Origin of the sequence: Paenibacillus tundrae (assembly GCF_030812775.1) — a bacterium.
In the GTDB taxonomy this organism is placed as follows: Bacteria; Bacillota; Bacilli; order Paenibacillales; family Paenibacillaceae; genus Paenibacillus; species Paenibacillus tundrae_A.
In genome coordinates this window covers 376,675-401,665 of sequence record NZ_JAUSTI010000002.1, presented here as the reverse complement: position 1 = coordinate 401,665, position 24,991 = coordinate 376,675, and the positions used below count along the sequence as shown (strand labels likewise).

The window sequence follows — 24,991 nt, the reverse complement described above, 5'->3', positions numbered from 1 at the left end:
AGACAGGTACGTGCTAGAATAGGTCTTTGGTACAATGTCTAAATTAGTGATCAAGTAATGTCAAATAGATAGGAGCAACCTCATCTTATGAGTTTATTGTCAGTTGAGAACGTGAGTCACAATTTTGGAGATCGCACGTTATTTAAAAATGTATCTTTTCGTTTACTGTCAGGTGAGCGAGTAGGTCTTGTTGGAGCAAATGGTGTAGGCAAATCCACGCTAATGAATATTTTGACCGGAAAGTTACTTAAAGATAGTGGGAAAGTTGAATGGACACCTAAAGTTCGTTATGGATATTTGGATCAGCATACTAAACTCACGCCAGGTAAAACGATCCGGGATGTGCTGAAGGATGCATTCTTGCCACTACTTGAATTGGAAAAAGAAATGATGGCAATTACCGATCAGATGGCCGATGCTGATCCTGAGCAATTGGAACAGTTGCTTGAGGAAATGGGCGACATCCAAGAGCAATTGGAGCAGGGCGATTTTTATTTGATCGATGTAAAGGTAGAAGAGATGGCAAATGGTCTGGGTCTGTCCGTTATCGGGCTTGATCGTGACGTTGCTTCACTTAGTGGGGGTCAGCGAACCAAGGTGCTCTTGGCTAAGCTTCTCTTGGAGAAGCCGACAGCGCTTCTGCTGGATGAACCTACGAACTACCTGGATGTAGAGCATATCGAATGGCTGACCCGGTATTTAAAGGATTACCCGTATGCTTTTATCTTGATCTCCCATGATACAGAGTTCATGAATGAAGTAGTTAACGTGATCTATCATTTGGAATTTTCCAAATTGACAAGATATGCTGCGAACTACAACAAGTTTCTGGAGATGGCTGATATGCAGAAGGCTCAGCATATTGATGCTTATGAGAAGCAACAGGAGTATATCAAAAAGCAGGAAGACTTCATCCAGCGGAATAAAGCACGTGCTTCTACATCAGGTCGTGCGAAGAGCCGTGAGAAGCAATTGGGTAAAATTGAACGAATTGATCGTCCGGATGAGGCAGCCAAACCTACATTCAAATTCAAAGATGCTCGTGCCAGCAGTAAAACGGTGTTTGAGGGCGTTGATTTTGAAATCGGATATTCTCATGCTTTATTACCTAAAATGACGATGACCATTGAACGTGGAGAGAAGATTGCTATTGTTGGCTGTAACGGTGTAGGTAAATCTACACTACTAAAAACGATTCTTGGTAAGATTCCACCAATCAGTGGTACAACATTTTTGGGAGATTATCTGGAAACAGCTTATTTCGAGCAGGAGGTACGGGCGGGGAATATCACTCCAATTGAGGATGTATGGAATGAATTTTCGCATCTGACCCAAAATGAGGTTAGGGGACATCTTGCACGCTGTGGATTAAAAAACGAACATATTACTCGTCCACTTAACATGCTCAGTGGTGGGGAGCAAGCGAAAGTGCGTTTGTGCAAGTTGTTAATGCGCGAAAGTAACTGGATTTTGTTCGATGAACCGACCAATCACCTTGATGTAACAGCCAAAGCTGAACTGAAGCGAGCCCTTCAGGAATTTAAGGGTACAGTACTTCTCGTATCTCACGAACCTGATTTCTACGAGGATTGGGTTACGAAGACGTGGGATGTTGAAGCTTGGTCTGAGCAAAATTAGTCTACGTAGCTGAACAAGATTCTGAAATCATCGGTGACAAAAAAAGGACTCTATGGTAATATAGGCTACAACTTCATATGAACACTAGGGGGGCCGCACGATGCGGCTGAGATGGAAGAATGCGATTCCGGACCCTTTGCACCTGATCTGGATCATACCAGCGTAGGGAAGTGGCGCGTTTTCGTTTATTAGAAACAGTACTCTGCATGAATGAGGTAGATGCTTGTTTCTGAGAGAAAAGCATATTGTTTCTATGAGATTTTGCAATGAGGCTAATCGTTGCAATCATAGAACTCCTGTGTATCTTTCAACACTTTATTAAACGAATCAAAGCATATATTTCGCAGCCACTCCCCTACGGGAGTGGCTTTTTTGTTATGTCCTTGTTCAAGAGAGGAGGTTATTGTTTGGTAATTACAGAAGAACATGACTCTGATGTCACAGCTTCTTTTGAACTGCATGTCATTTCTCAAGGCGTAGGGAATTTACACAACTTTGTAAGTGTATCGAAGGATATATGGCCATGGGTCGACTATATTCATATTCGAGAAAAACAACAGCCACCTGAACAGCGTAGGGAGTGGGCAAACCAACTGTATCAATCAGGGGTGCCTTCTGATCGTATTGTAGTCAATGGTGTGCATGAAGTGGGTCAAGGTGAAGGGTTCGCAGGTGTGCATTGGGGTCAGGCAGAGTTCTCACAAAGCACGCTATCTATAGGAGATCTGCGAAAGAGAATTCGCATCGGTGTGTCCGTTCATTCTGTAGATGAAGCAAAGGCTGCTGAGGAACAAGGCGTAGACTATGTTTTATTCGGTCACATCTATAACTCTAATAGTAAACCAGGAATCAAACCCAGAGGACTTAAGCAGCTTGCTGAAGTATGCGCCACGGTGAACGTTCCAGTAATTGCAATTGGTGGCATTGGTAGCGAGCATGTTCGTGATCTTCGCAGTGCAGGAGCAAGAGGCTTAGCGGTCATATCGCATATCTGGGCGAGTGAGCATCCAATTCAAGCGGTTAGTGCACTAAAACAGGCGATTGTGGAATCGGAAGGTTAATCTTGAGCAAGGAGATGAGATGGTGAACGATGGAGCAAGAGTTCGGAGCCGAAGTAGTAACCGAGATTTGCGTAAAACCTTGTCCCGCAGTAGAACCAATACTGGAATCCACGGAAAGCTTCATGCTGAAACGATTGTTATAGGTGGGGGCGTGATTGGTTGTGCGATTGCCTATGAGCTTGCTGCACGAGGACAAGATGTTCTGCTAATTGAACGTGGACGGATCGCTGAGGGTGCATCTTGTGCAGCGGCTGGTATGATTGCAGCAGATAGTGAGCATTTTTCTTCACCAATGATGTTAAACCTGGCAGCAATGAGCAGACGGCTACTGCATGAGCAGTCCGAACAACTGAGTTCCCTGAGTGGGATGCATATTGGGTTTCAACAAAATGGCTTTATCACGCCTATTCGTTTGAAAAATGATTTAAGAAGTGATTCCGCTGTTCCGACACCACGACCACGAGATTCTGAAATTTGGTGGGACAGTATCACGGCACAACAAGAAGCTTCATGGTTAACCAAAGATATCTATGGTGCTTATTATCGACCACTCGAATGTGACGTGCTGCCTGTCAATTTGACTCAAGCTTATGCAAGATCAGCTCAGGCTCTAGGAGCTCGAATTGTTGAGGGCGTTCATCATGTTAATCTTCGAGTGGATGCAAACAGAGTACAAGGCGTGGAAACTTCAATTGGAACGATGACATGTCAACATGTCATTGTTGCTAATGGTATACAAGGCGAAGCGTTAATGAAGCAGGCTGGACTTCAATTACCGATTTTGCCAGTGAAAGGCGAAATTGCAGCAGTGCAGTTCCCAGATCATTCTGGACAGCTTGCCCCAGACAAAACGATCTACGCAGAGGACATTTATATCGTACCTAAAGCCAATGGAGAAGTATGGATCGGTGCGACAGTTCTACCGGGGGAGTCTGATCTGCATGTTACAGCTGCTGGTTTGCAAAAACTGCTTGAACGAGCTGTCAGCTGGGTACCTGGCATAGCGGAAGCACAGTTTGTACGAGCATGGGCCGGAGTAAGGCCTTCAACACCCGATGGATTACCTTACTTAGGCGCATGTGAGAGCATATCAGGTTTGTATACAGCTTTTGGACATCATCGCAACGGAATCTTGCTAAGTGCCGTAACGGGTAGCTTACTCGCTGATTTTATCGAAGGTAAATCTTCGGAGGAACTGAATGTGCAGGGTTGTCGTCCAGAACGCTTTAATAAAAGGGGGATCTTGCATTGAATATTATCGTCAATGGTCAACGAATGGAGATTGAAGACCGCTTGAATCGTGTAGATAAACTACTGCACTCATTTGATCTTCATGTGAAAACAGTGGTTGTTGAGTTGAATCGTCAGATTCTTACCCGTGAACATCATGAGACGACCCATTTAAAAGATGGGGATCGGGTTGAAATTGTACATTTTGTAGGAGGGGGTTAAGTGATGTTGAAAATTGGAGAACATGTCTTTCAGTCTAGATTATTGTTGGGTACAGGTAAGTTTGACGATTTAGAGGTGCAGTCTCAGGCTATTGAAGCCTCTGGTACAGAGGTACTTACGTTTGCTGTGAGACGCCTTAACCTTGAAGAGCGTAACAAAAAGCATTTTCTCGATATGGTAGATTTGGATCGCTACACCTTGTTGCCTAACACAGCGGGGGCTTCTACGGCAGAAGAAGCTGTTCGGATTGCTGAACTCGCCCGTGCTTCCGGACTTTGTGATATGATAAAAGTAGAAGTGATTGGCGATGGAATTACTCTGTTACCAGACCCGATTGAAACGTATAAAGCCTGTGAGATGCTGCTACATAAAGGCTTTACGGTTCTTCCTTATATATCTGATGATGTAATCTTGGCGAAACGGCTTCAGTTACTTGGCGTACACGCTGTGATGCCCGGGGCTTCACCCATTGGGTCAGGCAAGGGGATCATGAATCCATACAACCTCGAGGTAATTATTGAACAGGCGGTTGTACCAGTAATTGTAGATGCTGGGCTTCGATCACCTAGTGATGCTGCTCGTGCAATGGAAATGGGAGCAGACGCTGTGTTGTTGAATACTGCAGTGTCTGGATCCGGTTATCCTGTGAGTATGGCGAAGGCCATGAGACTCGGGGTAGAGGCAGGAAGATTGGCATATGAGGCAGGAATGATTCCAGTTAAGCGTTATGCAGCAGCGAGTAGTCCGGCGGAAGGAATGGTTCATACATGATGAATGAGACGTGTTCACCTGACCAAGGAGATCGATATTCCAGACAAGAGCGTTATGCTCCCCTTGGCAAGGAAGGACAGCGCAAATTAAATGACGGTAGAGTTTTGATCGTTGGTGCAGGTGCATTAGGAACTGGAATTGCGGAGACGCTGGTACGTTCCGGTGTAGGACATGTCACGATTGTAGATCGGGACTATGTAGAGTGGAGCAACTTGCAGCGGCAGCAACTATATATCGAACAGGATGCAATGGAGAGAATGCCCAAAGCGATAGCGGCACAGAAGCATCTCAGTGCAATCAATTCCACAGTTACCGTTAAGGGAATTGTAATGGATGTTAGGGCAGATGAGTTAGAGGATTTAATTCCACATGTTGATCTAATTATGGATGCAACAGATAATTTTGATACGAGATTATTGATCAATGATATGTGCCAGAAATACCGCATTCCATGGATCTATGGCGGATGTGTCGGTAGTTATGGAATTACGTACACATTTGTCCCTGGTGAGACACCTTGTTTGAATTGTTTGCTGGGAGAGGTTCCACTTGGTGGCGATACTTGTGATACCTCCGGAATTATTCCTCAGGCTGTACAGATGGTAACAGCAAATCAAACAGCTGAAGCACTGAAATGGTTAAGTGGCCATCCAGAGGCGTTAAGACGGAAGCTATTATCCTTCGATCTATGGCGCAATGAATACATTTCAATTAACGTGGATGGTGCGAAAAAGGAACAATGTGCTTCCTGTGGTGAAACAGCGACTTATCCGTATCTCTCTGCTTCAAATCTGGAGAAGACGGATGTGTTATGTGGCAGAGACACAGTACAGATTCGCCCGGCACGCCCTACAAAACTTGATCTAGCACATACAGCTGAGCGCTTACGCGGACTTGATGAAGGTCAGGTTGAGGTTAATCCCTTTTTAGTTTCGTTCACAACGGGAGCGCAACGAATGGTTATTTTCCAGGACGGACGTATTCTTGTACATGGAACGAAAGATACAGCAGAAGCGCGAACGCTTGTACATCGTTACTTTGGTTAAATGGTGAATTTACGCGACAAACATTAACAATATGAACTATCTAAGTCCATTCCTAAAGGAATGGACTTTTTGGTTATGCGGCATGATAAGCAAATAACGAAATGTTGTTCTGCATCTTTGTGGTTATTCGTGATCCTTATCCATTGTGCAGAAATATCATGGCGAAGTTTGAGATAAGCCGGGTGAATACTACATGCAAACATCCATCCTTTTGGTGGGAACGACCGAGCGAACCACATCCATTAAAGAAGTATTACTGAATCATTCATATACTGTTGTGGAGCTTAGGTGGCAACAATTGCAACAAGAGCGATTTGCACAGCTGGAATCGATCCGTATGATCATTCTCTTGCATGGTACGGATTCACGGGAAGAACTATCGGAAGGTATTGAGTGGTTAGGTCAAAAGAGTAAGCCTGTCCCAATAGTGGTACTTACATACCAAGCAATGGATGAAGAGATTGTTCATTGGCTTGATCTTGGGGCAAACGATGTAATTTTAGAGCCCGTTCACTCGAGTGTCCTATTGGCTCGGATTCGTAATTTGTTAAGACTATTTGTGAGTGTAGACCAGATGGATGAAGAGGTCATCGTTGTGCATGATCTTAAAGTGAATTTACGTTCTCGCCGAGTGAGCCGTACGGGGGAATATTTGATGTTAACACCTAAGGAGTATGAATTGTTGGAGTATTTGGCTCGTCATGTTAATGAGGCGTGCACGCGTAGTATGATTTTAAGTGAAGTATGGGGATACGAATTTGCAATGGATACAAATGTCGTTGACGTGTACATTAAACATCTCCGCGAAAAGGTAGACAAAGGCAGATCCCAGAAATTGATTCATACGGTACGTGGAGTAGGTTATATGCTTCATACCTGAGTATTGGGTATTGGTCCATAATTACGGATGGTTCTCTCGATACTCTGTAACAAATTAGAACAAAAAACAAAAAGAACCGAATCCATGGATTCGGTTCAATTCAAGTTGTGCTTATCGTTTGCTATGAAGCTCTATAGTACGCGACGAGCTTTGATGTAGGTTCTTTTCCACGTGCCAGAGTTCAAATCTGACAGAGTTACACCTGGAGATCCGTAAGTGTGGAGAATCTTGCCATTTCCTGCATATACTCCGACATGAGTAATGTTAGAACCAGTAGAGCGGCTGCCGCTGGAGAAGAAGACAAGATCGCCTACACGTAGGTTTGCTTTAGATACAGCTTTACCTTCTTTGGATTGCTTCACGGATGTACGTGGCAAGTCAACGCCATATTTCTTGAAAATATACTTCATAAATGAAGAGCAATCAAAATATTTCGTTGTTGTGGTTGAAGCGCCAAATTTATATGGAGTTCCAGTGAACTTTTTACCATAGTTTACAATTTGCTGTCCAGTTGATACCGATGCGGTTGCTGCTTGAGCAACGGGTGCGTTAGTCATAAGAACTGCTCCAAAACCAAGTGTAGCGCACAACCCGACGGTTACGGCCTTTTGGACTAAGATGTTTGTTTTCATGTAAGTACCTCCAAAATTCGTTTTCGTTAAGTTGCTAGAGCTACTATAACAGGTTTGTAACAGCCTAGAAATTGGATAGGCGTGCACAATCCCTTGTGTCGCAAAGCATTGGATATCATTATTAAAAAACAATTAAAAATGTCAAAAAATTAATCGTTGACGGATGCCAATTTGGAGAAAAATAAAAAAGACCCTTGATATTCAAGGGTCTTTACGGATTCCACTTAATTTAGATTTGAATCATGGGTTACAAAAACGTAACTATTTAAGATTTCAATCTAATCTTTGCTCTGGATAATCAGCAATAATCCGCTATCTATAGAGACGGTTCCAGACTTACCTAACAATTTGTTGCTGATCCCTAATGACTGACCCATTCGCAGAGTGGCTTCCTGCAGTGGATATTGGAATCCTTCTAAGTTAATCCCTGTTACTTCTGGTGTCAAAGGTAACAAAGAGACATACTCATAGCCATGGTCTTCCACTACGGCTTCGGATGTCGTTAACATCATGAGGTTATTTTTGTCTTGCAGCGAACAGGAGATATGACGTTGCATCGCACGAACCATAATATGTACGTTTGCCAAAGTGTGATCCATGCGTGTCCCTGTAGCACCTAACATTAGAATATGGGCTGGCTCGTGATCCAAGGCTGTCTCAAAAGCCATCTCTGTATCTGTCCAGTCTTTAAGTACAGGATCCACCACAATCATCCGTCCACTTTTTTCACGAACTAATTGTTGTTCCTCTTCTGTAATGGAGTCAAAATCCCCAACAGCGATATCCGGCGTAATCCCATGTTCAATGAGGAATAACGCCCCGCGGTCTGCTGCGATAATCATGTCATCCTTATGAAGCGCTTCTAAGAACTCAGGAAACAGCTCCCCACCTGTAAAAATGACAATACGTTTCATGGTCATTCTATTCATCCTTCCTTCTAATGAAGAAATTATATCATTTTTTTATGTTAATTCGAAACTCTCCTATAGATGTAGCTATACCTCATTTTGTCTCATATTTTTAGAAGAAAGCTCATGTGAGGGCTCTTAATTCAAAAACACAACTGCGAAATGTTGGAGCACATCGGTCTAGATATGCGGATATTTATAGAGCAGACACATCGTAATATGAACAAATTGATTTATTTTTAGTGATTTAAAGGCTAATTGAGTTCGTTTTCAACAAAATACACGTACATTTGACAAAATGTTGTTGCTTAATTTTAGTACTCGCGGATACAATGGGTAGAGCGACATGGAGATGACTTGAAAAGTGAGGTTTGAACAGGTTGGACTTACACATTTTTGAAGTGTTCAGTATTATAGGGACGATTGCGTTTGCGATGTCCGGTGCTTTTGTGGCGATGGAAGAGGAGTATGATATCTTAGGAGTGCTGGTACTGGGTCTTGTGACAGCCTTTGGCGGCGGAATTATCCGTAATGTGCTGATCGGAGTGCCGGTAACTACTTTATGGAGTCAAGGCGGGCTTATTATGCTGGCACTCGTATCAGTTGCCATTGCATTTATTCTTCCTTTGCAATGGATTAGTCATTGGAAGCGAACGGAAGCGTTGTTTGATGCGATCGGACTTGCGGCATTTGCGATTCAGGGTGGTTTATACGCTGCCAAAATGGGACATCCCGTGAGTGCAGTAATTGTAGCTGCGGTGATGACTGGTATTGGTGGGGGTATTATTCGCGACTTGCTCGCAGGACGGAAGCCGCTCGTATTACGTGACGAAATATATGCTGTGTGGGCAATGGCCGCTGGATTTACGATTGGAATGGGTTGGTTCACAAGCAATATGGGGCTACTAATCTGTTTCGCAGGGGTTGTGTTCTTCCGGATGTGTTCTGTACATTATAAGTGGAAACTGCCACGCCGTTCACTTGTTGCATCGGACAGCATCCAACCACAGACAACACAGACTGCGTTAAGTCGTACGTTAAGCAAGGGGGAATAATTAAAATGATTCGAGTTTTATTCGTTTGTCTTGGCAATATTTGCCGATCACCTATGGCTGAAGCTGTGCTGCGCCACAAAATTGAAGAGCGCGGACTAGCACAGCAGATTGAAGTTGATTCAGCTGGAACAGGGGACTGGCATGTAGGTAAACCTCCTCATGAGGGAACTCGTAAACTGTTAGATAGTGTTCAGATTTCGTATGCCAATATGGCTGCAAGACAGTTCGCAAGTAATGACTTCGAGCAATTCGATTATATTGTCTGCATGGACAACTCTAATGAAGCGAATGTTCGCAAAGTTACAGGTGGTGCAGCTGCAGATATCATCAAACTGATGGATCTGCTACCTGATGAAGTGCTGCGTGAAGTTCCAGATCCATATCATACTGGAAATTTTGAGGAAGTGTATCAATTGGTTGATGCAGGCTGTAATGTACTATTGGAACGAATTATTGCAGAACATGCATTGGCTTAAGGTTTTGTAAGGCACTTTGTACAAAAGTAATGGAAGGAATTCAAGTAGAGCTGGGTTAAAGTAAAAATCCAGCTTTTTGTTTGCAGATTTATGTAAGCGGTAACATTAAAGGGTGAAACTAAAGCGGCATTTCAGCCGCCTGTTCAGTTAAATACAATATTAATTTTCTTGAAGAAAGTATAACAGTGCTTCTGGCAGTTCCTTTTGCCAAAATCCCCATTGGTGGTTTCCTTCTTTCTCTCTATAGGAGACGATCGCACCACGTTTCTCCAATAAATCACGTGTATCTCGGTTCAATTGAACAAAGTCATAAGTTCCTGTGTCTGCTTCAAAAGCTGTTTCTTGCAAACCAACGATCATCCAGATAGAAAGCCAAGACAAATTCTCTTCTGCGGCATAGATTTCTTGGGAAGCTGAATAGAAGGCTCCAGACAAGCTAATGACGCGATGGAACAGATCGGGATAGAGTAGGGCAAGATGCAATGATACACTGCCGCCGAGTGAGTCGCCAGCCAAGACACGTTCTTGCGGTGAGCGGCGCACGGGATATTTCTCTTCTACATAGGGAATAATCTCTTCAGCGAAGCAAGCGGTATAAGACTTAAACCGATCTCCGAAGGGAGCGTACTCCTGTGTCCTTACAGAAACGTCAACCTGAACCCCAACGATGATGAAAGGTTCAGCGCCCTCATCTAGGATAATGCGGTTTGCTGTTGTAGCGATTCGTCCAAAATTAAAAAATTCTTCGCCATCCTGACAATAAACGACAGGATAACTGAGCAGTTCATTGTAGCCAGGCGGAAGATAAATTCGTAGAGTCCGCTTCTCTCCGAGATAACGACTTTCAATCTCTTCCTTTACAATTGTGCGTTTCAAATAGCGAGAATCCGTCATAAAACGTCACCTTTCTCGGTTTTATTTTTGCATTCGACCGCGCAATACGGTAAGATTAACCTTATGCGGGTTTAGGTAAAAAACGCAAACATGTACTATGCTGTTATACCAATATTACTACCCTGTTATACATACAATCCGAAAGAAAATATAAAAAAATTACGGATATCTTTGACGTATGCAGTGAAACAGGTGTATAATAATATTATAACAGCGGAACTTGATATTCAAATTTTTTGTTGAGGTGAAGAAAAAAATGAGCAAGGTTCCTTATGAAGTATATACGGAGGATGTAGAAGCTCTGTCCGTGCTGTCTCCTGACGGCGAAATTGTTAACAAAGACATGATGCCTAAGCTTTCCGACGATCAATTAAAAGAAATTATGTACCGCATGGTATTTACCCGTACTTGGGATGACCGTGCAGTAAACCTGGGCCGTCAAGGTCGTCTTGGTTTCTATGCTCCAGTATCTGGTCAAGAAGCTACAATGGTTGGTAGTGAATATGCACTTGAAAAAGAAGATTTTGTTGCTCCAGGCTATCGCGACATTCCGCAACTCGTGTGGCACGGACTTCCTCTTTATCAAGCGTTCTTGTACTCACGTGGACACCAACATGGTGGACAAATTCCAGATGGCGTTAACGTATTGATGCCACAAATCATCATTGGTGCACAAATTCTGCACGCAATGGGTATCGCTATGGGTTACAAATTGAAGAAACAAAAACAAGTAGTTATTACGTACACAGGTGATGGCGGTTCTTCTGAAGGTGACTTCTATGAAGGTCTGAACTACGCTGGTGTATACAAACTGCCAGTGATCTTCTTCGTACAAAACAATGGTTATGCCATCACAACTCCTTTTGCTAAGCAAACAGCAGCTCTGTCCATCGCTCACAAAGCGGTAGCAGCAGGGATCAAAGGTGTTAAAGTTGACGGTATGGACATCTTCGCTGTTATCAAAGCTGTTCAGGAAGCTGCTGAACGTGGTCGTAACGGAGAAGGCGCTACATTGATCGAAGCGGTAACTTACCGTTTCCGTCCTCACTCCCTTTCTGACGATGCTTCCAAATATCGTACAAAAGAAGAAGAGGCTGAGTGGAGCGTAAAAGATCCAATCGCACGTTTCGCTAAGTATCTGGAGAAAAAAGGTCTGTGGACTGAAGAAGATACAGCTCGTGTGAAAGAAGAAGCAAAAGCTAAAGTAAACGAAGAGATCAAAAAAGCGGAAAAAACCGAGAAAATGACGATTTCAGGCTTGATCGACAGCATGTTCGAACAAACGCCTAAGCACTTGGAAGAGCAAAAAGCTGATTTCCAATAAGTTTTTTCCGATAAAGCATAAACATCCGGCGCCTGTTATGGTGTCTCGGTATACATGTATGAATTCAAATGTGAACTGTCAATGTTTAAGGAGGAAATGAAGCAAATGGCACAATTGAACATGAAAGAAGCAATCCGTGATGCGCTTCGCGTTGAGTTGAAACGTGATCCTAACGTTCTGCTTTTCGGTGAAGACGTAGGTAATGTAGGCGGCGTTTTCCGTGTAACGGAAGGTCTGCAAAAAGAGTTTGGCGAAGAGCGTGTATTTGATACTCCGCTGGCTGAGTCCGCTATTGGTGGTCTGGCTGTAGGTTTGGGTATCCAAGGCTTCCGTCCAGTAGCTGAAATCCAATTCGTTGGTTTCATCTTCGAAGCACTTGACCAAATGGTAGTTCAAGCTGCTCGTATGCGTTTCCGCTCCGGTGGAAAATACAATTCTCCAATCGTATTCCGTACACCATTCGGTGGCGGTGTAAAAGCGGCAGAATTGCATACAGATTCTCTGGAAGGTTTGCTCACGCAAACTCCGGGTATTAAAGTAGTAGTTCCATCTAACCCTTACGATGCAAAAGGTCTGATGATTGCTTCTATCCGCGACAACGATCCTGTATTCTTCATGGAGCACTTGAACCTGTACCATGCTTTCCGTGCAGAAGTGCCTGAAGAGGACTATGTTGTTGAACTGGGTAAAGCGAACGTTGTTCGTGAAGGTTCCGACGTTACGATTATCACTTACGGTATGATGGTTCACACTTCCGTTAAAGCAGCAGAAGAGCTTGAAAAACAAGGAATCAAAGTTGAAGTAATCGACCTTCGTACGATCAGCCCGATCGATATCGATACAGTTATTGCTTCTGTTAAGAAAACAAATCGTGCAATTGTTGTACAAGAAGCTCAAAAGAGCGCAGGTGTTGCAGCTGAAGTCATTGCACAAATCAATGAAAAAGCAATCCTGCACTTGGAAGCACCGGTACTGCGTGTAGCAGGTCCGGATACTGTATATCCTTTTGCACAAATCGAAGATACATGGCTGCCTAACCCAGCACGTATTGTTGCTGCGGTTAACAAAGTCGTAAATTTCTAATTTAATCATCTGACATGCCGCAAGGCGCAGTATGGTGATTCACACCGCAGCGTAGGCTGCACTGTAAACAGCCATTAGCCCCTTGAGTAACAGTTATTTGCATTAGCAGTAACAGTTGGTTCTTGGAGTTAAGGGTTGTTTTCAGGATTGAGCACATAATCAAGGAGGTTTTTCAGTTGGCTAAATTTGAATATAAATTCCCTGAACTAGGCGAAGGCCTTCACGAAGGCGAAATCATCAAGATGCACATCAAAGTTGGGGACAAGGTAACTGACGACGATATCATCATGGAAGTACAGAACGATAAAGCGGTAGTTGAAGTACCTTGTCCGGTTAACGGAACAGTTACTGAAGTATTCGCTAAAGACGGTCAAATCTGCCACGTTGGTGAAGTTGTAGCAATCATTGACGCAGAAGGCGAACTTCCTGAGCAAGACGACGCTCCTGCTGGCGATCAAGGCGAGCAAGAGAAAGATGCAGCTCAAGGTGGAGCTGACACTAGCGGTTCTTCTGCAGCAGCTTCCAGCCCGGATGCAACTAAAGAAGGCGGCAATAACAGCGTACCAGCAGTACCTGCTAAAGACGTTCTGGCCACTCCAAGCGTGCGCAAATTCGCTCGTGAACAAGGTGTAGACATCGCTCAGGTTAACGGTACTGGCAACAACGGTAAAGTAACTAAAGAAGATGTTGAATCCTTCAAAAATGGTGGCGGTTCTTCCGCAGCGGCATCTTCCGAAGCACCTGCTCAAGAAGAGAAAAAATCCGCAGCACCAGCTGCTGCAGCTGATCAACGCCTTGAAGAAGAGCGCGTACCGTTCAAAGGTATCCGTAAAGCGATCTCTAACGCAATGGTTAAATCGGCTTACACAGCACCTCACGTTACAATCATGGACGAAGTTGACGTAACTGAATTGGTTGCTTTCCGTACTCGCATGAAACCAATTGCTGAGAAAAAAGGAACAAAAGTTACTTACTTGCCATTCATCGTTAAGGCATTGGTTGCGGCTTCCCGCCAATTCCCTGCTCTGAACGCAATGATCGATGAAGAAGCTAACGAAATTGTTTACAAAAAATACTACAACATCGGTATCGCTACAGATACAGACAACGGCTTGATCGTTCCTGTTATCAAAGATGCTGATCGTAAATCCATCTGGATGATCGCTGACTCTATCCGTGATCTGGCAGCTCGTGGTCGTGAAGGTAAACTGAGCGCGAACGAAATGAAAGGAAGCACAATCTCCATCAGTAACATCGGTTCTGCTGGCGGTATGTTCTTCACTCCGATCATCAACTTCCCTGAAGTTGCTATCCTCGGAACTGGACGCATCAGCGAAAAAGCGGTTATCAAAAACGGCGAAGTTGTTGCAGCACCAGTAATGGCTCTTTCCTTGAGCTTCGACCACCGTATCATCGATGGCGCAACTGCACAAAACTTTATGAATTACATTAAACAGCTGCTCGCTAACCCTGAGTTGCTTGTTATGGAGGTGTAAGATATGGTAGTAGGCGACGCTTCTCTCAATATCGACACATTAGTAATTGGTGCAGGACCTGGCGGCTATGTAGCTGCCATCCGTGCTGCACAGCTGGGCCAAAGCGTATTGATCGTAGACAAATCAGAGCTAGGCGGCGTATGTTTGAACCGCGGATGTATTCCATCCAAAGCTCTGATCTCTGCTGCACACCAATATGAGTCTGCACTTCACGGTGAAGCATTTGGTATCTCTGCTGAGAACGTTAAAGTGGACTTCAGCAAAACTCAAGAATTCAAAAACGGCGTTGTTAAGAAAATGACTGGCGGCGTAGCTGGTTTGCTCAAAGGTAACAAAGTTGAAGTTTTCAACGGTGAGTGCATGTTCATCAACGAAAACGAAGCTCGTGTATTTAACGATCACGAGTCACCACGTTACAAGTTCAAAAATGCAATCATTGCAACAGGTTCCCGTCCAATCGAACTGAAACCTTTCCCATTTGGCGGACGCATTCTGTCTTCAACAGAAGCATTGAACTTGCCTGAAGTACCAAAAAGCATGATCGTAATCGGTGGCGGTTATATCGGCGCTGAGCTTGGTCAAATGTACTCCAAATTCGGTGCTAAAGTAACAATCATCGAAGGTTTGGATACTGTACTGCCAGGATTCGATAAAGACATGACTAGCCTCGTGGCTAAAAACATGAAGAAAACAGGCATCGAAATCGTAACGGGTGCAAAAGCTGAAAGTGCTGAGCAAACGGATAAAGATGTAACTGTTAAATATTCTGTAAATGGTGAATCCAAAGAAGTAACTGCAGATTACCTGCTTGTTACTGTTGGACGTCGTCCAAACACAGACGGTGAGCTTGGTCTTGATATGATCGGTGTTGACGTTGACGAGCGTGGATTCGTAAAAGTTGACCACCAAGGTCGCACTAGCATCCCGCACATCTTCGCAATTGGTGATATCGTATCTGGTCTTGCTCTGGCACACAAAGCTTCTTATGAAGGTAAAGTGGCTGCAGAAGCAATCGCAGGACAACCATCTGTAGTTGACTACAAATGTATGCCAGCTGTTGTCTTCACAGATCCAGAATGCTCCAGCGTAGGTTACACTGAAAAAGAAGCTAAAGAGAAAGGTTACAAAGTAAAAGCAGGTAAATTCCCTTATGCGGGTAACGGCCGTGCAGTATCTTTGAACCATGCTGAAGGCTTCGTGAAAATCGTCGCTGACGAAGAGAGCGGCCTTGTACTTGGTTGCCAAATCGTTGGTCTGGAAGCTTCCAACCTGATTGCTGAGCTTGGTCTTGCAATCGAGATGGGCGCAACTTTGGAAGATCTGGCGCTTACGATCCACGCTCACCCAACTTTGGGCGAAATCGTGATGGAAGCAGCGGAATTGGTTATGGGTCACCCGATCCACATCATCTCCCGTTAAGATCCTCTAAGCTTCGGATTCGTCCGGCATCATACGTAGATCAAAGAGGTGAGTAGTGCGTTAGCGCTACTCACCTCTTTTTTTCTGAGTATATGAGACTTCTAGAAGGGAATATCATGCACTTAGTGTTGTAAAACGTGGGCAAAATTGAATGTGGCTCAACTCTTTTTCCATCGTGTACAGTGTGATAAACTGTTAAGATGGTCAGACATGATGTAATTCAAGTCAATCTGGAATTGAGTGGAAACATATAGAGATGCGAGGGGAAATCAATTTGAAAAACTATCTCGATTTATTACAAGATATATTAGACAATGGCGTACACAAAGGAGATCGCACCGGAACGGGGACACAGTCCGTATTTGGTAGGCAGCTTCGTTATGATCTTTCTGAAGGATTTCCACTTGTAACAACCAAACGAATTCATCTTAAATCGGTGATCCATGAGCTTTTGTGGTTTTTGAGTGGGGATACAAACATCGCTTACTTGAAAGAAAACGGCGTGAAAATCTGGGACGATTGGGCGGATGAAAATGGTGATCTTGGACCTGTGTATGGCTCACAGTGGCGTACGTGGGAAGCACCAAATGGAGAGAAGATTGACCAGATCGCGGCAGTGATTGATTCGATCAAAAACAACCCGGATTCTAGGCGTCATCTTGTAAGTGCGTGGAATGTGGCTGAAATTAACCACATGAAGCTTCCGCCATGTCATTTTGCGTTTCAGTTTTATGTTGCAGAGGGTAAATTATCATGTATGCTTACAATGCGTTCTGTAGATACGTTCCTGGGTCTTCCGTTTAACATTGCCAGTTATGCGCTTCTAACCCATATGATTGCGCAGCAATGTGACCTTGAGGTGGGTGAGTTCATCTGGTCAGGTGGAGATGTGCACATCTATTCAAACCATGTAGAGCAGGTCAGAACTCAACTGACGCGTGAACCTTTTGCATTACCCAAATTGGTGATTAAGCGCAAGCCGGAATCCATTTTTGACTATAAGTTTGAAGATTTCGAATTTGAGAATTATCAGCACCATCCAGGTATTAAAGCTCCAATTGCAGTATAAAATGCAGAAGCGGAATCGATTTTGATTTTGGATCGAAGGAGTGTATAATCTTTGAGCATTGAACTTGTATGGGCAATGGGTGAGAATGGCGTGATAGGCTTAAATAATTCGCTACCATGGCATTTACCCAAGGATATGGCCTTTTTCAAACAACAAACGTTAAACAAAACCATTATTATGGGACGTAATACGTGGGAATCTTTTGGCGGCAAACCACTCCCTAAACGTCGTAATATCGTCGTAACAAGAGACTTAGACTACACAGCAGAGCAAGCGGAAGTGGTTCACACCATCGAAGAGGGTCTAAGTGTAACGCAAGGGGAAGAGTTATGTGTAATCGGTGGTTCACAGGTTTATCGTGAATTTTTACCGTTTGCCGACCGTCTTGTTGTCACCAAGATTCATGAACATTTTGAGGGAGATACGTTTTTCCCTGAAGTGGATTGGTCTGAATGGGAGCTAATTAAGCAAATTGAAGGCGAACAGGATGAGAAAAACGTTCACGCGTTTACCTTTGAGTTTTACGAACGTAGACAATAAGATTGAACCTAGCTTCAATCCATTTATTACGTTTTGAAGTGAATTTATAAAAAAAATGTTGAGGCGCTGATTACGAAATATTCGTAAACAGCGTTTTTTCAATTCTTCAGAATATTTTTAGCCTGCAGAAAATGGGATATAACATTTATGTAACATAAAGCATGGGGTATTTTGTATAATATACATATAGATCTGCAGGGATAAGACAAAAAGTGTAAAAGATGTAGGCATTCAACGTTGTAAAGCCCTAAAATAAGCCTAATATTCGGAAATCAGCTTCAAGTGGATACAAATTAGTTGATATCAATGGCAAATTATCTGACATTTACGTGACGTTGCGAACTTTGGAAGGACTAACACACGCCTGTTTTTATGTTGAAATAACACATATTGCACCAAAATTAGGGGATTGACCCTGAGTAGATTGAGACGATATGATGTATAAAATACAAATAATTATGCGGATAATCCATTTAATATTCAGATGTCGAAATGCTACTATAATTGAAATATCTTCGAGAAGATTTTGTGATACAATAGACAAAAAACTCAGATCATGAGTAATCCATTTCATATAGAATCGTACAGATGAAGGGATTAAGACAAGAACGGATGGGGGAAAACGTAAGATGTCTACACCTACTGGATTTATGGAATACAAACGGCAATTGCCAGCGGATCGCGAGCCAGCCGAGCGGATTAAGGATTGGGAAGAGTTTCACAAACATATGGCGGAAGAAGAGCTCAGAACACAAGGTGCACGATGCATGGATTGTGGTACCCCGTATTGCCATACAGGTATAGATATGATTGGTGGCACATCAGGATGCCCCGTGCACAACCTGATTCCGGAATGGAACAACCTTGTCTACCGCGGATTGTGGAGAGAAGCACTTGAGCGTCTTCACAAAACGAATAACTTCCCTGAGTTTACAGGTCGTGTATGCCCAGCGCCTTGTGAAGGATCTTGTACCGTTGGATTGATTGGTCAGCCTGTAACGATTAAGACGATAGAAGAAGCAATTATTGAAAAAGGTTTTGAAGAAGGCTGGGTAGTTCCTCAACCTCCAGAGAAACGCACGGGTAAACGCGTAGCTGTTGTTGGTTCGGGTCCGGCAGGACTTGCAACTGCAGCTCAGTTGAACAAAGCAGGTCACACTGTAACAGTATACGAGCGTTCTGATCGTGTGGGTGGTTTGTTGATGTACGGTATTCCAACAATGAAATTGGATAAAAAAGTAGTTCAACGTCGTGTGGACTTGCTTGAAGCAGAAGGCGTCCAATTCATCACGAATACAGAGATCGGTAAAGACATTCCTGCACAGCAGTTGATAGACGATTATGATGCTGTTGTATTGTGTGGTGGCGCAACCAAACCGCGTGAGTTCAACATTGAAGGTAGTGACCTGAAAGGCGTACACTACGCTATGGACTTCCTCAATAGCAGCATTAAGAGCTATTTGGATTCGAACTTGGAAGATGGTAACTATCTGTCTGCACAAGACAAAGATGTTATCGTTATTGGTGGCGGCGACACTGGCTCTGACTGTGTAGCTACATCGCTTCGTCATGGTTGTCGTACGATTACTCAGTTTGGTACTCACACCCAAGCGCCTATGGAGCGTGACCGGATTAATAACCCTTGGCCACAGTTCCCTAATGTGTACACATTAGATTATGCTCAAGAAGAAGCCAAAGCGTTGTTTGGTCAAGATCCGCGTGAATTCTCCATCATGACAACGAAATTCGTTGGTGACGAAGAAGGCAACTTGAAAGAGTTGCATACCGTTCAGATTGAGCGTATCGTGGATGAGACAGGTCGCAAAATCTATCAACCAATCCCTGGAACAGAGCGCGTTTTCCCTGCTCAAATGGCGATGATTGCAATCGGTTTTGATGGGCCTGAACAGACACTGGTAGAACAATTGGGACTTGCAACAGACCGTCGTACCAATGTTAAAGCCCGCTATGGTAAGTACAATACGAACGTTGATAAAGTATTTGCAGCAGGCGACATGCGTCGTGGACAAAGTCTTGTTGTATGGGCAATCAATGAAGGTCGCGAAGCGGCTCGTGAAGTTGATAAATATTTGATGGGAGCTACGGTTCTCGTATAACTCTTATCGTTATTGCAACCCTCGCCATGTTGGCGGGGGTTTTTATTTGTTCTACTTTCTACGTGCTTTTTAGCTGGTTCTTTAATTGTTTTGAAGAATATAGGACCACTTAGATCCACTTAGATCCATTACTTAGTTAATAGGCAGTTAAGACTGTGTCGTTTGCGTTTTTTTAGTGTAAGTGTGAGATAGAGCATTGCTTTTTATTCTCTAAAGATTTATTATTATATTATAATAATTATAAATAAGAGATTTTTAAAATATGAAAATCAATGACGTGAACATATAATATTCGGAGGTGCAACCAACTATGGCAACGAATCGGGACAAATGCATTTCAGACCAGATTTATGATATTAAGAAGCAATTGGTTGAGAAAGGATACAAGTTGACTCAACAACGTGAAGTGACCGTGCGTGTGTTACTTGAGCATGAAAAGGATCATTTTAGCGCCGAAGAAGTCTTCTTGCTTGTGAAAGAACAATTCCCTGAGATTGGCCTTGCCACGGTATATCGTACACTTGAATTGCTAAGTGATCTGCAAGTGGTAGAGAAAATTAATTTTGGAGATGGAGCTGCGAGATTTGATCTACGTAGTACGGACGGGTCTCATCATCATCATCACCTCATTTGCACAGACTGCGGTAGTGTAGAGGAGATTATGGAGGATGGTTTGCTACGTTTAGAACAGCAGATTGAGCGGCAATATGGATTTGCTGTTACAGATCATCGACTTGATTTTCAAGGCGTATGCAAGGAATGTAGACAAAAACGAGCTTTAAATGAGCCGGCTGCTGGTTAATCCCTCGTGGAGGGATGCTCCCGGACTCAAAATCTGATATAATATGTTTCAGAAGCAAGGGGCTTCCGTGGGCGGAAGGCCCCTTTTTGCCGTCATGCGGACGGTGAAGGAGGAGAGATGGACGGATGAAGACACTGGTTATAGCGGAGAAGCCTGATATGGGTCGAACCATTGCCGCCGTCATAGAACCAAAAGCCAAGAACAATCGCAGTTACCTTGAAGGGGAGCATTATATCATCACTTGGGCGATTGGTCATTTGCTCGGATTGGCTGAACCAGATGCATATGATACGAAGTACAAGCGTTGGAACATCGCTGACTTACCCATCATTCCGGATCAGTTCAAGATCGTACCTAATCCCAAAACGAAGGATCAATTGAAGATCATCGGAGAACTTTCCAAACGCGCCTCTGCTATTGTCAATGCATGTGACGCAGGGCGTGAGGGTCAGTATATTTTCGCGCTGATCCAGCAGCAGTTGAAGCTTCGTCAGCCGGTTAAACGATTATGGATATCGGATCTGACTGCCGCTAGTATCCAAAAAGGATTTGATGGGCTGAAGGATGCATCGGAGTTTGAAAATCTTACACATGCTGCTCGTGCACGAAGCGAAGCGGATTGGCTGATCGGAATGAATGCTTCACGCGCTTTCACGACACGGCACAATGCGCTGTTGTCTGTTGGACGTGTTCAGACACCGGTACTCGCACTGATCTATGATCGAGAAATCGAGATTGAAGCTTTTCAGTCGCAGACCTTTTATGAAGTGGCGGCTTGGTTTCGTCAGGAAGGTGTTGAATATCGTGGCTTGCGTCAAGGAGACAAGCTCACTGATCCAGAGGCAGCGGAGGCAATTGCAGCCAGCGTGAAGGGTAAGACAGGACGTATTACCAAATATGAAGCAAAACAAACGAAGGATTATCCCTACCGGTTGTACGATCTCACACTTTTGCAGCGTGAGGCGAATGCGAAATTTGGTTATGGTGCGAAGAAAACGTTGGACATTGCCCAAGCTTTATATGAAAAACATAAGGTAATCTCGTATCCACGTACGAACTCCAACTATGTGACGGAACAGAATATTGAAGGCATGCACAAAACGCTGAATTTATTGAAAAATGGAACGTACAGTGAGCTAGCTCAAGGAGCTAAGCCTGAACTGGTACACAAAAATAATAAAGGGGTCTGTAACCCAACACGGGTTGAAGATCACCATGCGATTTTGCCAACGTTGAAACGACCGGGTTCACTATCCAAGGACGAACAGAACATCTATGATTTGATCGTTAGACGTTTTTTATCTCATTTCTACCCACCAGCTGAGTATAAACAGCACACCGTACTTACAGAGGTTGAACAACACCAGTTCAAAACGTCTGTGAAGGAGTTATTATCATTAGGTTGGAAAGTTGTACTTTCTTCATCAGATCAGGACCAGGGTGGTTCTGGGAAGAAGAAAAGCAAAAAGAATGGTAATGAAGAAGAGGAAGCGGAGGAGTGGACGGACAAGTCCTTCTCCGTTCAGCCTGAATTACCTGTTCAATGCACGAAAAGTGAATTCAAGGAGAAAGCTACCCAGCCTCCAAAAAGTTATACCGAAGGTACATTGCTCAAGGCGATGGAGAGTGCCGGAAAGCAGATCGAGAACGAAGAGCTTCGTGATGCCATGAAAGACAGTGGATTAGGAACACCGGCAACGCGGGCTGCTACGATTGAGCGTCTCAAAAATGTTGGTTATATCACCATGCAGGGCAAAAAAATGCAACTTACGCTCAAAGGGCGAACGGCTATCGAATTAATCCGGCGAGCAGGTGTAGATCTCTTAACATCTCCAGAAATGACAGGGCAATGGGAACGTAGATTGTACCAAATCTCCAAAGGAGAAGCGGGGCAAGACAAATTTATGGAGAACGTGAAGAAGTTTACTATGTCGATTATCGATAAGGTTAAGGTGCAAGCTCCTGCGCCAGCAGATGCATTTGGTGAAGATGCTCGCAGCGGTCGAGGTAAAGGCAAGAGCGCTAGTAGCAAAGGGAACAGTGCTAAAACTTCAACCAGAGCAGCGGCTAGTTCTTCTGCATCAACGTCACGTTCATCTTCAGGAGCTTCTGGCAACGCCCGTAGCGCCACTGGTACAGCGGCTAAAACGAAGACGACCGTTGCTGTTTCTAATCAGTCTAGTGCTCGTGAGCTGTTGGCTCCGTGCCCTGCACCAGGTTGTACGGGTCAGATCATTGAAGGTAAAAAAGGTTATGGATGCACACGATTCAAAGAAGGCTGTGGCTTTGTTATCTGGAAAGAGTACATCGGCAAAAAAATAACGAGTACGATGCTGAAGTCGTTGATCGACAAAGGAAGCACACAAGTGCTGGCGTTCAAACGAAAAGATGGCAGTACCGTTAAAGCTCGTATTGTGTTGCAGGACATGCTTACCGGAAAACTGACAGCCGAGAAGATAGAGACGTAAAAGCTCTGTATCTGGACTCTCTTGTATTGATAAAAGAAACATAGGTAGTGAGTATTGTAATGAATACAGCACGAAAAAGGCCCTGTAAGATTACAGGGTCTTTTTGTATTGTTGCTCGATATTCTCTTGTATAACTTTCGGTACCTCTTCAAGTGCCGTAATCGTATATAAAGCGCGTTCGGGATTAGGTTTAAGCTCCACGATATTGTATTGCCATTCATTAGGCTGCTTAATATATATACTGTGAATTCCAGCTGTTACAGCAGGCATAATGTCTGTTCGTAAAGAGTTGCCAATCATCCACGTGGCTGTACGGTCAAACGTGCCTGAAGATAGAATGCCTTCCAGAGCTTCAACGTTTTTGTGTTGCCGTATATAGATGCGATCATCGAAATATGCAGATAGCTTCATCTGATCAATCTTACGTTGTTGAATGACAGTTTCCCCACCAGTGTAGAGATAGAGGGCATGTCCAGCGGACTGCAGGTTCTCCAACGTTTCGACCATATGAGGATAAGGTTCTACCTCTTGATCGTACACACTCATTCCAAGTTTACTTAAGTAGTTCTCCTCTTTGGGGGAGGTAGATCTTGCGAACTTTTGCGAGAAGTAACGATACGTATCAATCAGAGATTGAGGGAAGTGATGACTTGCGAACCCCACTTTATTAACTCCAGTTACGTCAATCTCTAGTTGCTTCTCACGAATCTGTTGAATGGTTAGATCATCACCGTCAAACCACTCCTGCATGTTTTCGAAGAATTCACCCAGAATAAGGTTGAAGTATTTGTTACAGTATACAAGCGTATCATCCAAGTCGAACAAAATGTGTTGTTTCGTGTTGCTCATATTAAAATCACTCCTTGCAGCCGGCAACCTCAGTTTAGTGCATTATATGCGAATGTAGGATTCTAGGAACATGTTCAATTCAGACACGCCATCCGGCCGAATACTATATTTCTCTTTACGGTTGCTTCCAAGAAGATGAGTTCTCAGCAAGCCCGCGATACGTAGTGCCATTACCTGGTCCTTGACCATGTCTTCATCCTTATCGAGTTCCTCACACATTTCAGCTAGCGATTTCGGCTCACCCGAAACGTAACGTAACAAGCGAAGTCTCTCGGGATCAGCCAGAGCATGAGTGAATCGCAGCAAGCAGGTTGGCGGTTGATCTTCATCTTCCTCAGGTGCATCAATCGGATATTGCATAATCATCATGCCTTCATAGAAGCAGTACATATTAATAGGTCGATTATGGATGGTTGGAAAAAGAATCACTTCGTTCAGTCCAGGCATCGGTTCAACAATGACACCTGCTGTCGCGTATTCAATTAACAGTTCTGGTCCCATTTTGTCCAACAGAATCTGTTTTTCCTCCGCATCCTCTTCGAGCCAGGTACGATAATCTTCGCTGATATTCTGGCAGTAATGTTCATCCCACAAGCGCAAAAGCGGAACATAACTGTCCCGTATCCGTGTGGACTCTTCCATTGTAATGGAAGGTAGTAAAGGTGAGATCTGTGCAAATAATTGTTCTGCCGACATATCCGAAAGCATGTTCAGGAAATCCTGATTCTCTGAATCACAGTTTCGATATGCAGCCCATGCAAACAATACGTCAAAATCATCAAATGGCCACGTAGCGGCTGGAGCCAGCGCAGCTCTTACGTTGGAGCTTAGTTTGCCTTCGACCTCAAGGATCCATTCTGGACCAACGTCCAAATGTTGGATCCACTTCTTGGTGACATAGACCAGAAAACTATTAAGCATTTCATATATCGGTGAAACATCAATTTTAACTTGATAAGGCATATGATGTAAAATCCTCCCGTCACATCTAATATACACAGCGACTTATGT

The 24,991-nt window shown here is 43.8% G+C and carries 23 protein-coding genes and 1 riboswitch; of the genes, 18 read left to right on the top strand and 5 right to left on the bottom strand.

Going from position 1 to position 24,991, the window contains the following annotated elements:
• Window positions 1-87 precede the first annotated feature (87 nt).
• The 7 genes from abc-f to J2T19_RS05080 all read left to right on the top strand — a co-directional run bounded on the left by abc-f (window position 88) and on the right by J2T19_RS05080 (window position 6,848).
• Complete coding sequence (gene abc-f / locus J2T19_RS05110) at window positions 88-1,638, top strand: ribosomal protection-like ABC-F family protein (protein ID WP_307213797.1); 1,551 nt, start codon at window positions 88-90, stop codon at window positions 1,636-1,638.
• Between the two features lie 76 nt (window positions 1,639-1,714).
• Window positions 1,715-1,824: riboswitch (TPP riboswitch) on the top strand.
• A 221-nt stretch (window positions 1,825-2,045) separates the two neighbouring features.
• The gene (locus J2T19_RS05105) at window positions 2,046-2,699 is read left to right on the top strand and encodes a thiamine phosphate synthase (RefSeq protein ID WP_307213795.1); all 654 of its coding nucleotides are present in this window, start codon (window positions 2,046-2,048) and stop codon (window positions 2,697-2,699) included.
• Window positions 2,680-3,951, top strand: coding sequence for a glycine oxidase ThiO (gene thiO, locus J2T19_RS05100; RefSeq protein ID WP_307213793.1), 1,272 nt, complete (start codon window positions 2,680-2,682; stop codon window positions 3,949-3,951). Before J2T19_RS05105 ends, thiO begins: the two co-directional genes overlap by 20 nt.
• On the top strand, window positions 3,948-4,151 hold the full coding sequence (gene thiS, locus J2T19_RS05095; RefSeq protein WP_056690049.1) for a sulfur carrier protein ThiS: 204 nt from the start codon (window positions 3,948-3,950) through the stop codon (window positions 4,149-4,151). The genes thiO and thiS overlap by 4 nt, the downstream gene beginning before the upstream one ends.
• Window positions 4,152-4,154: 3 nt before the next feature.
• Window positions 4,155-4,922: a thiazole synthase gene (locus tag J2T19_RS05090; protein ID WP_307213790.1), complete on the top strand. Its 768-nt coding sequence runs from the start codon at window positions 4,155-4,157 to the stop codon at window positions 4,920-4,922.
• Window positions 4,922-5,968: a ThiF family adenylyltransferase gene (locus tag J2T19_RS05085; RefSeq protein ID WP_307213789.1), complete on the top strand. Its 1,047-nt coding sequence runs from the start codon at window positions 4,922-4,924 to the stop codon at window positions 5,966-5,968. The genes J2T19_RS05090 and J2T19_RS05085 overlap by 1 nt, the downstream gene beginning before the upstream one ends.
• Before the next feature lie 193 nt (window positions 5,969-6,161).
• A complete protein-coding gene (locus J2T19_RS05080; protein WP_307213787.1) occupies window positions 6,162-6,848 on the top strand; it encodes a response regulator transcription factor in 687 nt (228 codons plus the stop codon).
• Between the two features lie 131 nt (window positions 6,849-6,979).
• Here J2T19_RS05080 and J2T19_RS05075 read toward each other — a convergent pair whose 3' ends face one another.
• Both J2T19_RS05075 and J2T19_RS05070 read right to left on the bottom strand, forming a co-directional pair.
• Window positions 6,980-7,480, bottom strand: a complete 501-nt coding sequence (locus J2T19_RS05075; RefSeq protein WP_145047172.1) for a C40 family peptidase — start codon at window positions 7,478-7,480, stop codon at window positions 6,980-6,982.
• A 278-nt stretch (window positions 7,481-7,758) separates the two neighbouring features.
• A complete protein-coding gene (locus tag J2T19_RS05070) occupies window positions 7,759-8,400 on the bottom strand; it encodes a thiamine diphosphokinase (protein WP_307213785.1) in 642 nt (213 codons plus the stop codon).
• Between the two features lie 368 nt (window positions 8,401-8,768).
• Between J2T19_RS05070 and J2T19_RS05065 the strand changes: the two genes are divergently transcribed.
• A complete protein-coding gene (locus J2T19_RS05065; RefSeq protein WP_307213783.1) occupies window positions 8,769-9,443 on the top strand; it encodes a trimeric intracellular cation channel family protein in 675 nt (224 codons plus the stop codon).
• 5 nt (window positions 9,444-9,448) lie between these two features.
• A complete protein-coding gene (locus J2T19_RS05060; RefSeq protein WP_307213781.1) occupies window positions 9,449-9,919 on the top strand; it encodes a low molecular weight protein-tyrosine-phosphatase in 471 nt (156 codons plus the stop codon).
• 159 nt (window positions 9,920-10,078) lie between these two features.
• Here the strand turns inward: J2T19_RS05060 and J2T19_RS05055 are convergent, their stop codons facing one another.
• Entirely contained in the window at window positions 10,079-10,813 is a 735-nt protein-coding gene (locus J2T19_RS05055) for an alpha/beta hydrolase (protein ID WP_307213779.1), read from the bottom strand.
• Window positions 10,814-11,069: 256 nt separating this feature from the next.
• On the opposite strand from J2T19_RS05055, the gene pdhA reads away from it, so the two are divergent.
• The 9 genes from pdhA (at window position 11,070) to J2T19_RS05010 (ending at window position 23,131) form a co-directional block, all read left to right on the top strand.
• The gene (gene pdhA, locus J2T19_RS05050; protein ID WP_128101754.1) at window positions 11,070-12,137 is read left to right on the top strand and encodes a pyruvate dehydrogenase (acetyl-transferring) E1 component subunit alpha; all 1,068 of its coding nucleotides are present in this window, start codon (window positions 11,070-11,072) and stop codon (window positions 12,135-12,137) included.
• A gap of 105 nt (window positions 12,138-12,242) precedes the next feature.
• Window positions 12,243-13,220: an alpha-ketoacid dehydrogenase subunit beta gene (locus J2T19_RS05045; RefSeq protein WP_128101755.1), complete on the top strand. Its 978-nt coding sequence runs from the start codon at window positions 12,243-12,245 to the stop codon at window positions 13,218-13,220.
• A gap of 176 nt (window positions 13,221-13,396) precedes the next feature.
• Window positions 13,397-14,716, top strand: a complete 1,320-nt coding sequence (locus J2T19_RS05040; protein WP_145047165.1) for a dihydrolipoamide acetyltransferase family protein — start codon at window positions 13,397-13,399, stop codon at window positions 14,714-14,716.
• A 3-nt stretch (window positions 14,717-14,719) separates the two neighbouring features.
• Window positions 14,720-16,135 carry a dihydrolipoyl dehydrogenase gene (gene lpdA / locus J2T19_RS05035; protein WP_036613658.1) on the top strand — a complete coding sequence of 472 codons (1,416 nt, stop codon included), beginning with the start codon at window positions 14,720-14,722 and terminating at the stop codon, window positions 16,133-16,135.
• Between the two features lie 274 nt (window positions 16,136-16,409).
• A complete protein-coding gene (thyA, locus tag J2T19_RS05030; RefSeq protein WP_307213775.1) occupies window positions 16,410-17,204 on the top strand; it encodes a thymidylate synthase in 795 nt (264 codons plus the stop codon).
• A 51-nt stretch (window positions 17,205-17,255) separates the two neighbouring features.
• On the top strand, window positions 17,256-17,744 hold the full coding sequence (locus J2T19_RS05025) for a dihydrofolate reductase (protein ID WP_145047161.1): 489 nt from the start codon (window positions 17,256-17,258) through the stop codon (window positions 17,742-17,744).
• A gap of 629 nt (window positions 17,745-18,373) precedes the next feature.
• The gene (locus J2T19_RS05020) at window positions 18,374-19,861 is read left to right on the top strand and encodes a glutamate synthase subunit beta (protein WP_307213771.1); all 1,488 of its coding nucleotides are present in this window, start codon (window positions 18,374-18,376) and stop codon (window positions 19,859-19,861) included.
• Window positions 19,862-20,171: 310 nt separating this feature from the next.
• On the top strand, window positions 20,172-20,663 hold the full coding sequence (gene fur / locus J2T19_RS05015; protein ID WP_056690088.1) for a ferric iron uptake transcriptional regulator: 492 nt from the start codon (window positions 20,172-20,174) through the stop codon (window positions 20,661-20,663).
• A gap of 125 nt (window positions 20,664-20,788) precedes the next feature.
• On the top strand, window positions 20,789-23,131 hold the full coding sequence (locus tag J2T19_RS05010) for a type IA DNA topoisomerase (protein WP_307213767.1): 2,343 nt from the start codon (window positions 20,789-20,791) through the stop codon (window positions 23,129-23,131).
• A 90-nt stretch (window positions 23,132-23,221) separates the two neighbouring features.
• Here J2T19_RS05010 and J2T19_RS05005 read toward each other — a convergent pair whose 3' ends face one another.
• Window positions 23,222-23,980, bottom strand: a complete 759-nt coding sequence (locus J2T19_RS05005; RefSeq protein ID WP_056690094.1) for an HAD family hydrolase — start codon at window positions 23,978-23,980, stop codon at window positions 23,222-23,224.
• Between the two features lie 42 nt (window positions 23,981-24,022).
• Window positions 24,023-24,943: an ArsR/SmtB family transcription factor gene (locus tag J2T19_RS05000; protein WP_145047156.1), complete on the bottom strand. Its 921-nt coding sequence runs from the start codon at window positions 24,941-24,943 to the stop codon at window positions 24,023-24,025.
• Window positions 24,944-24,991 lie beyond the last annotated feature (48 nt).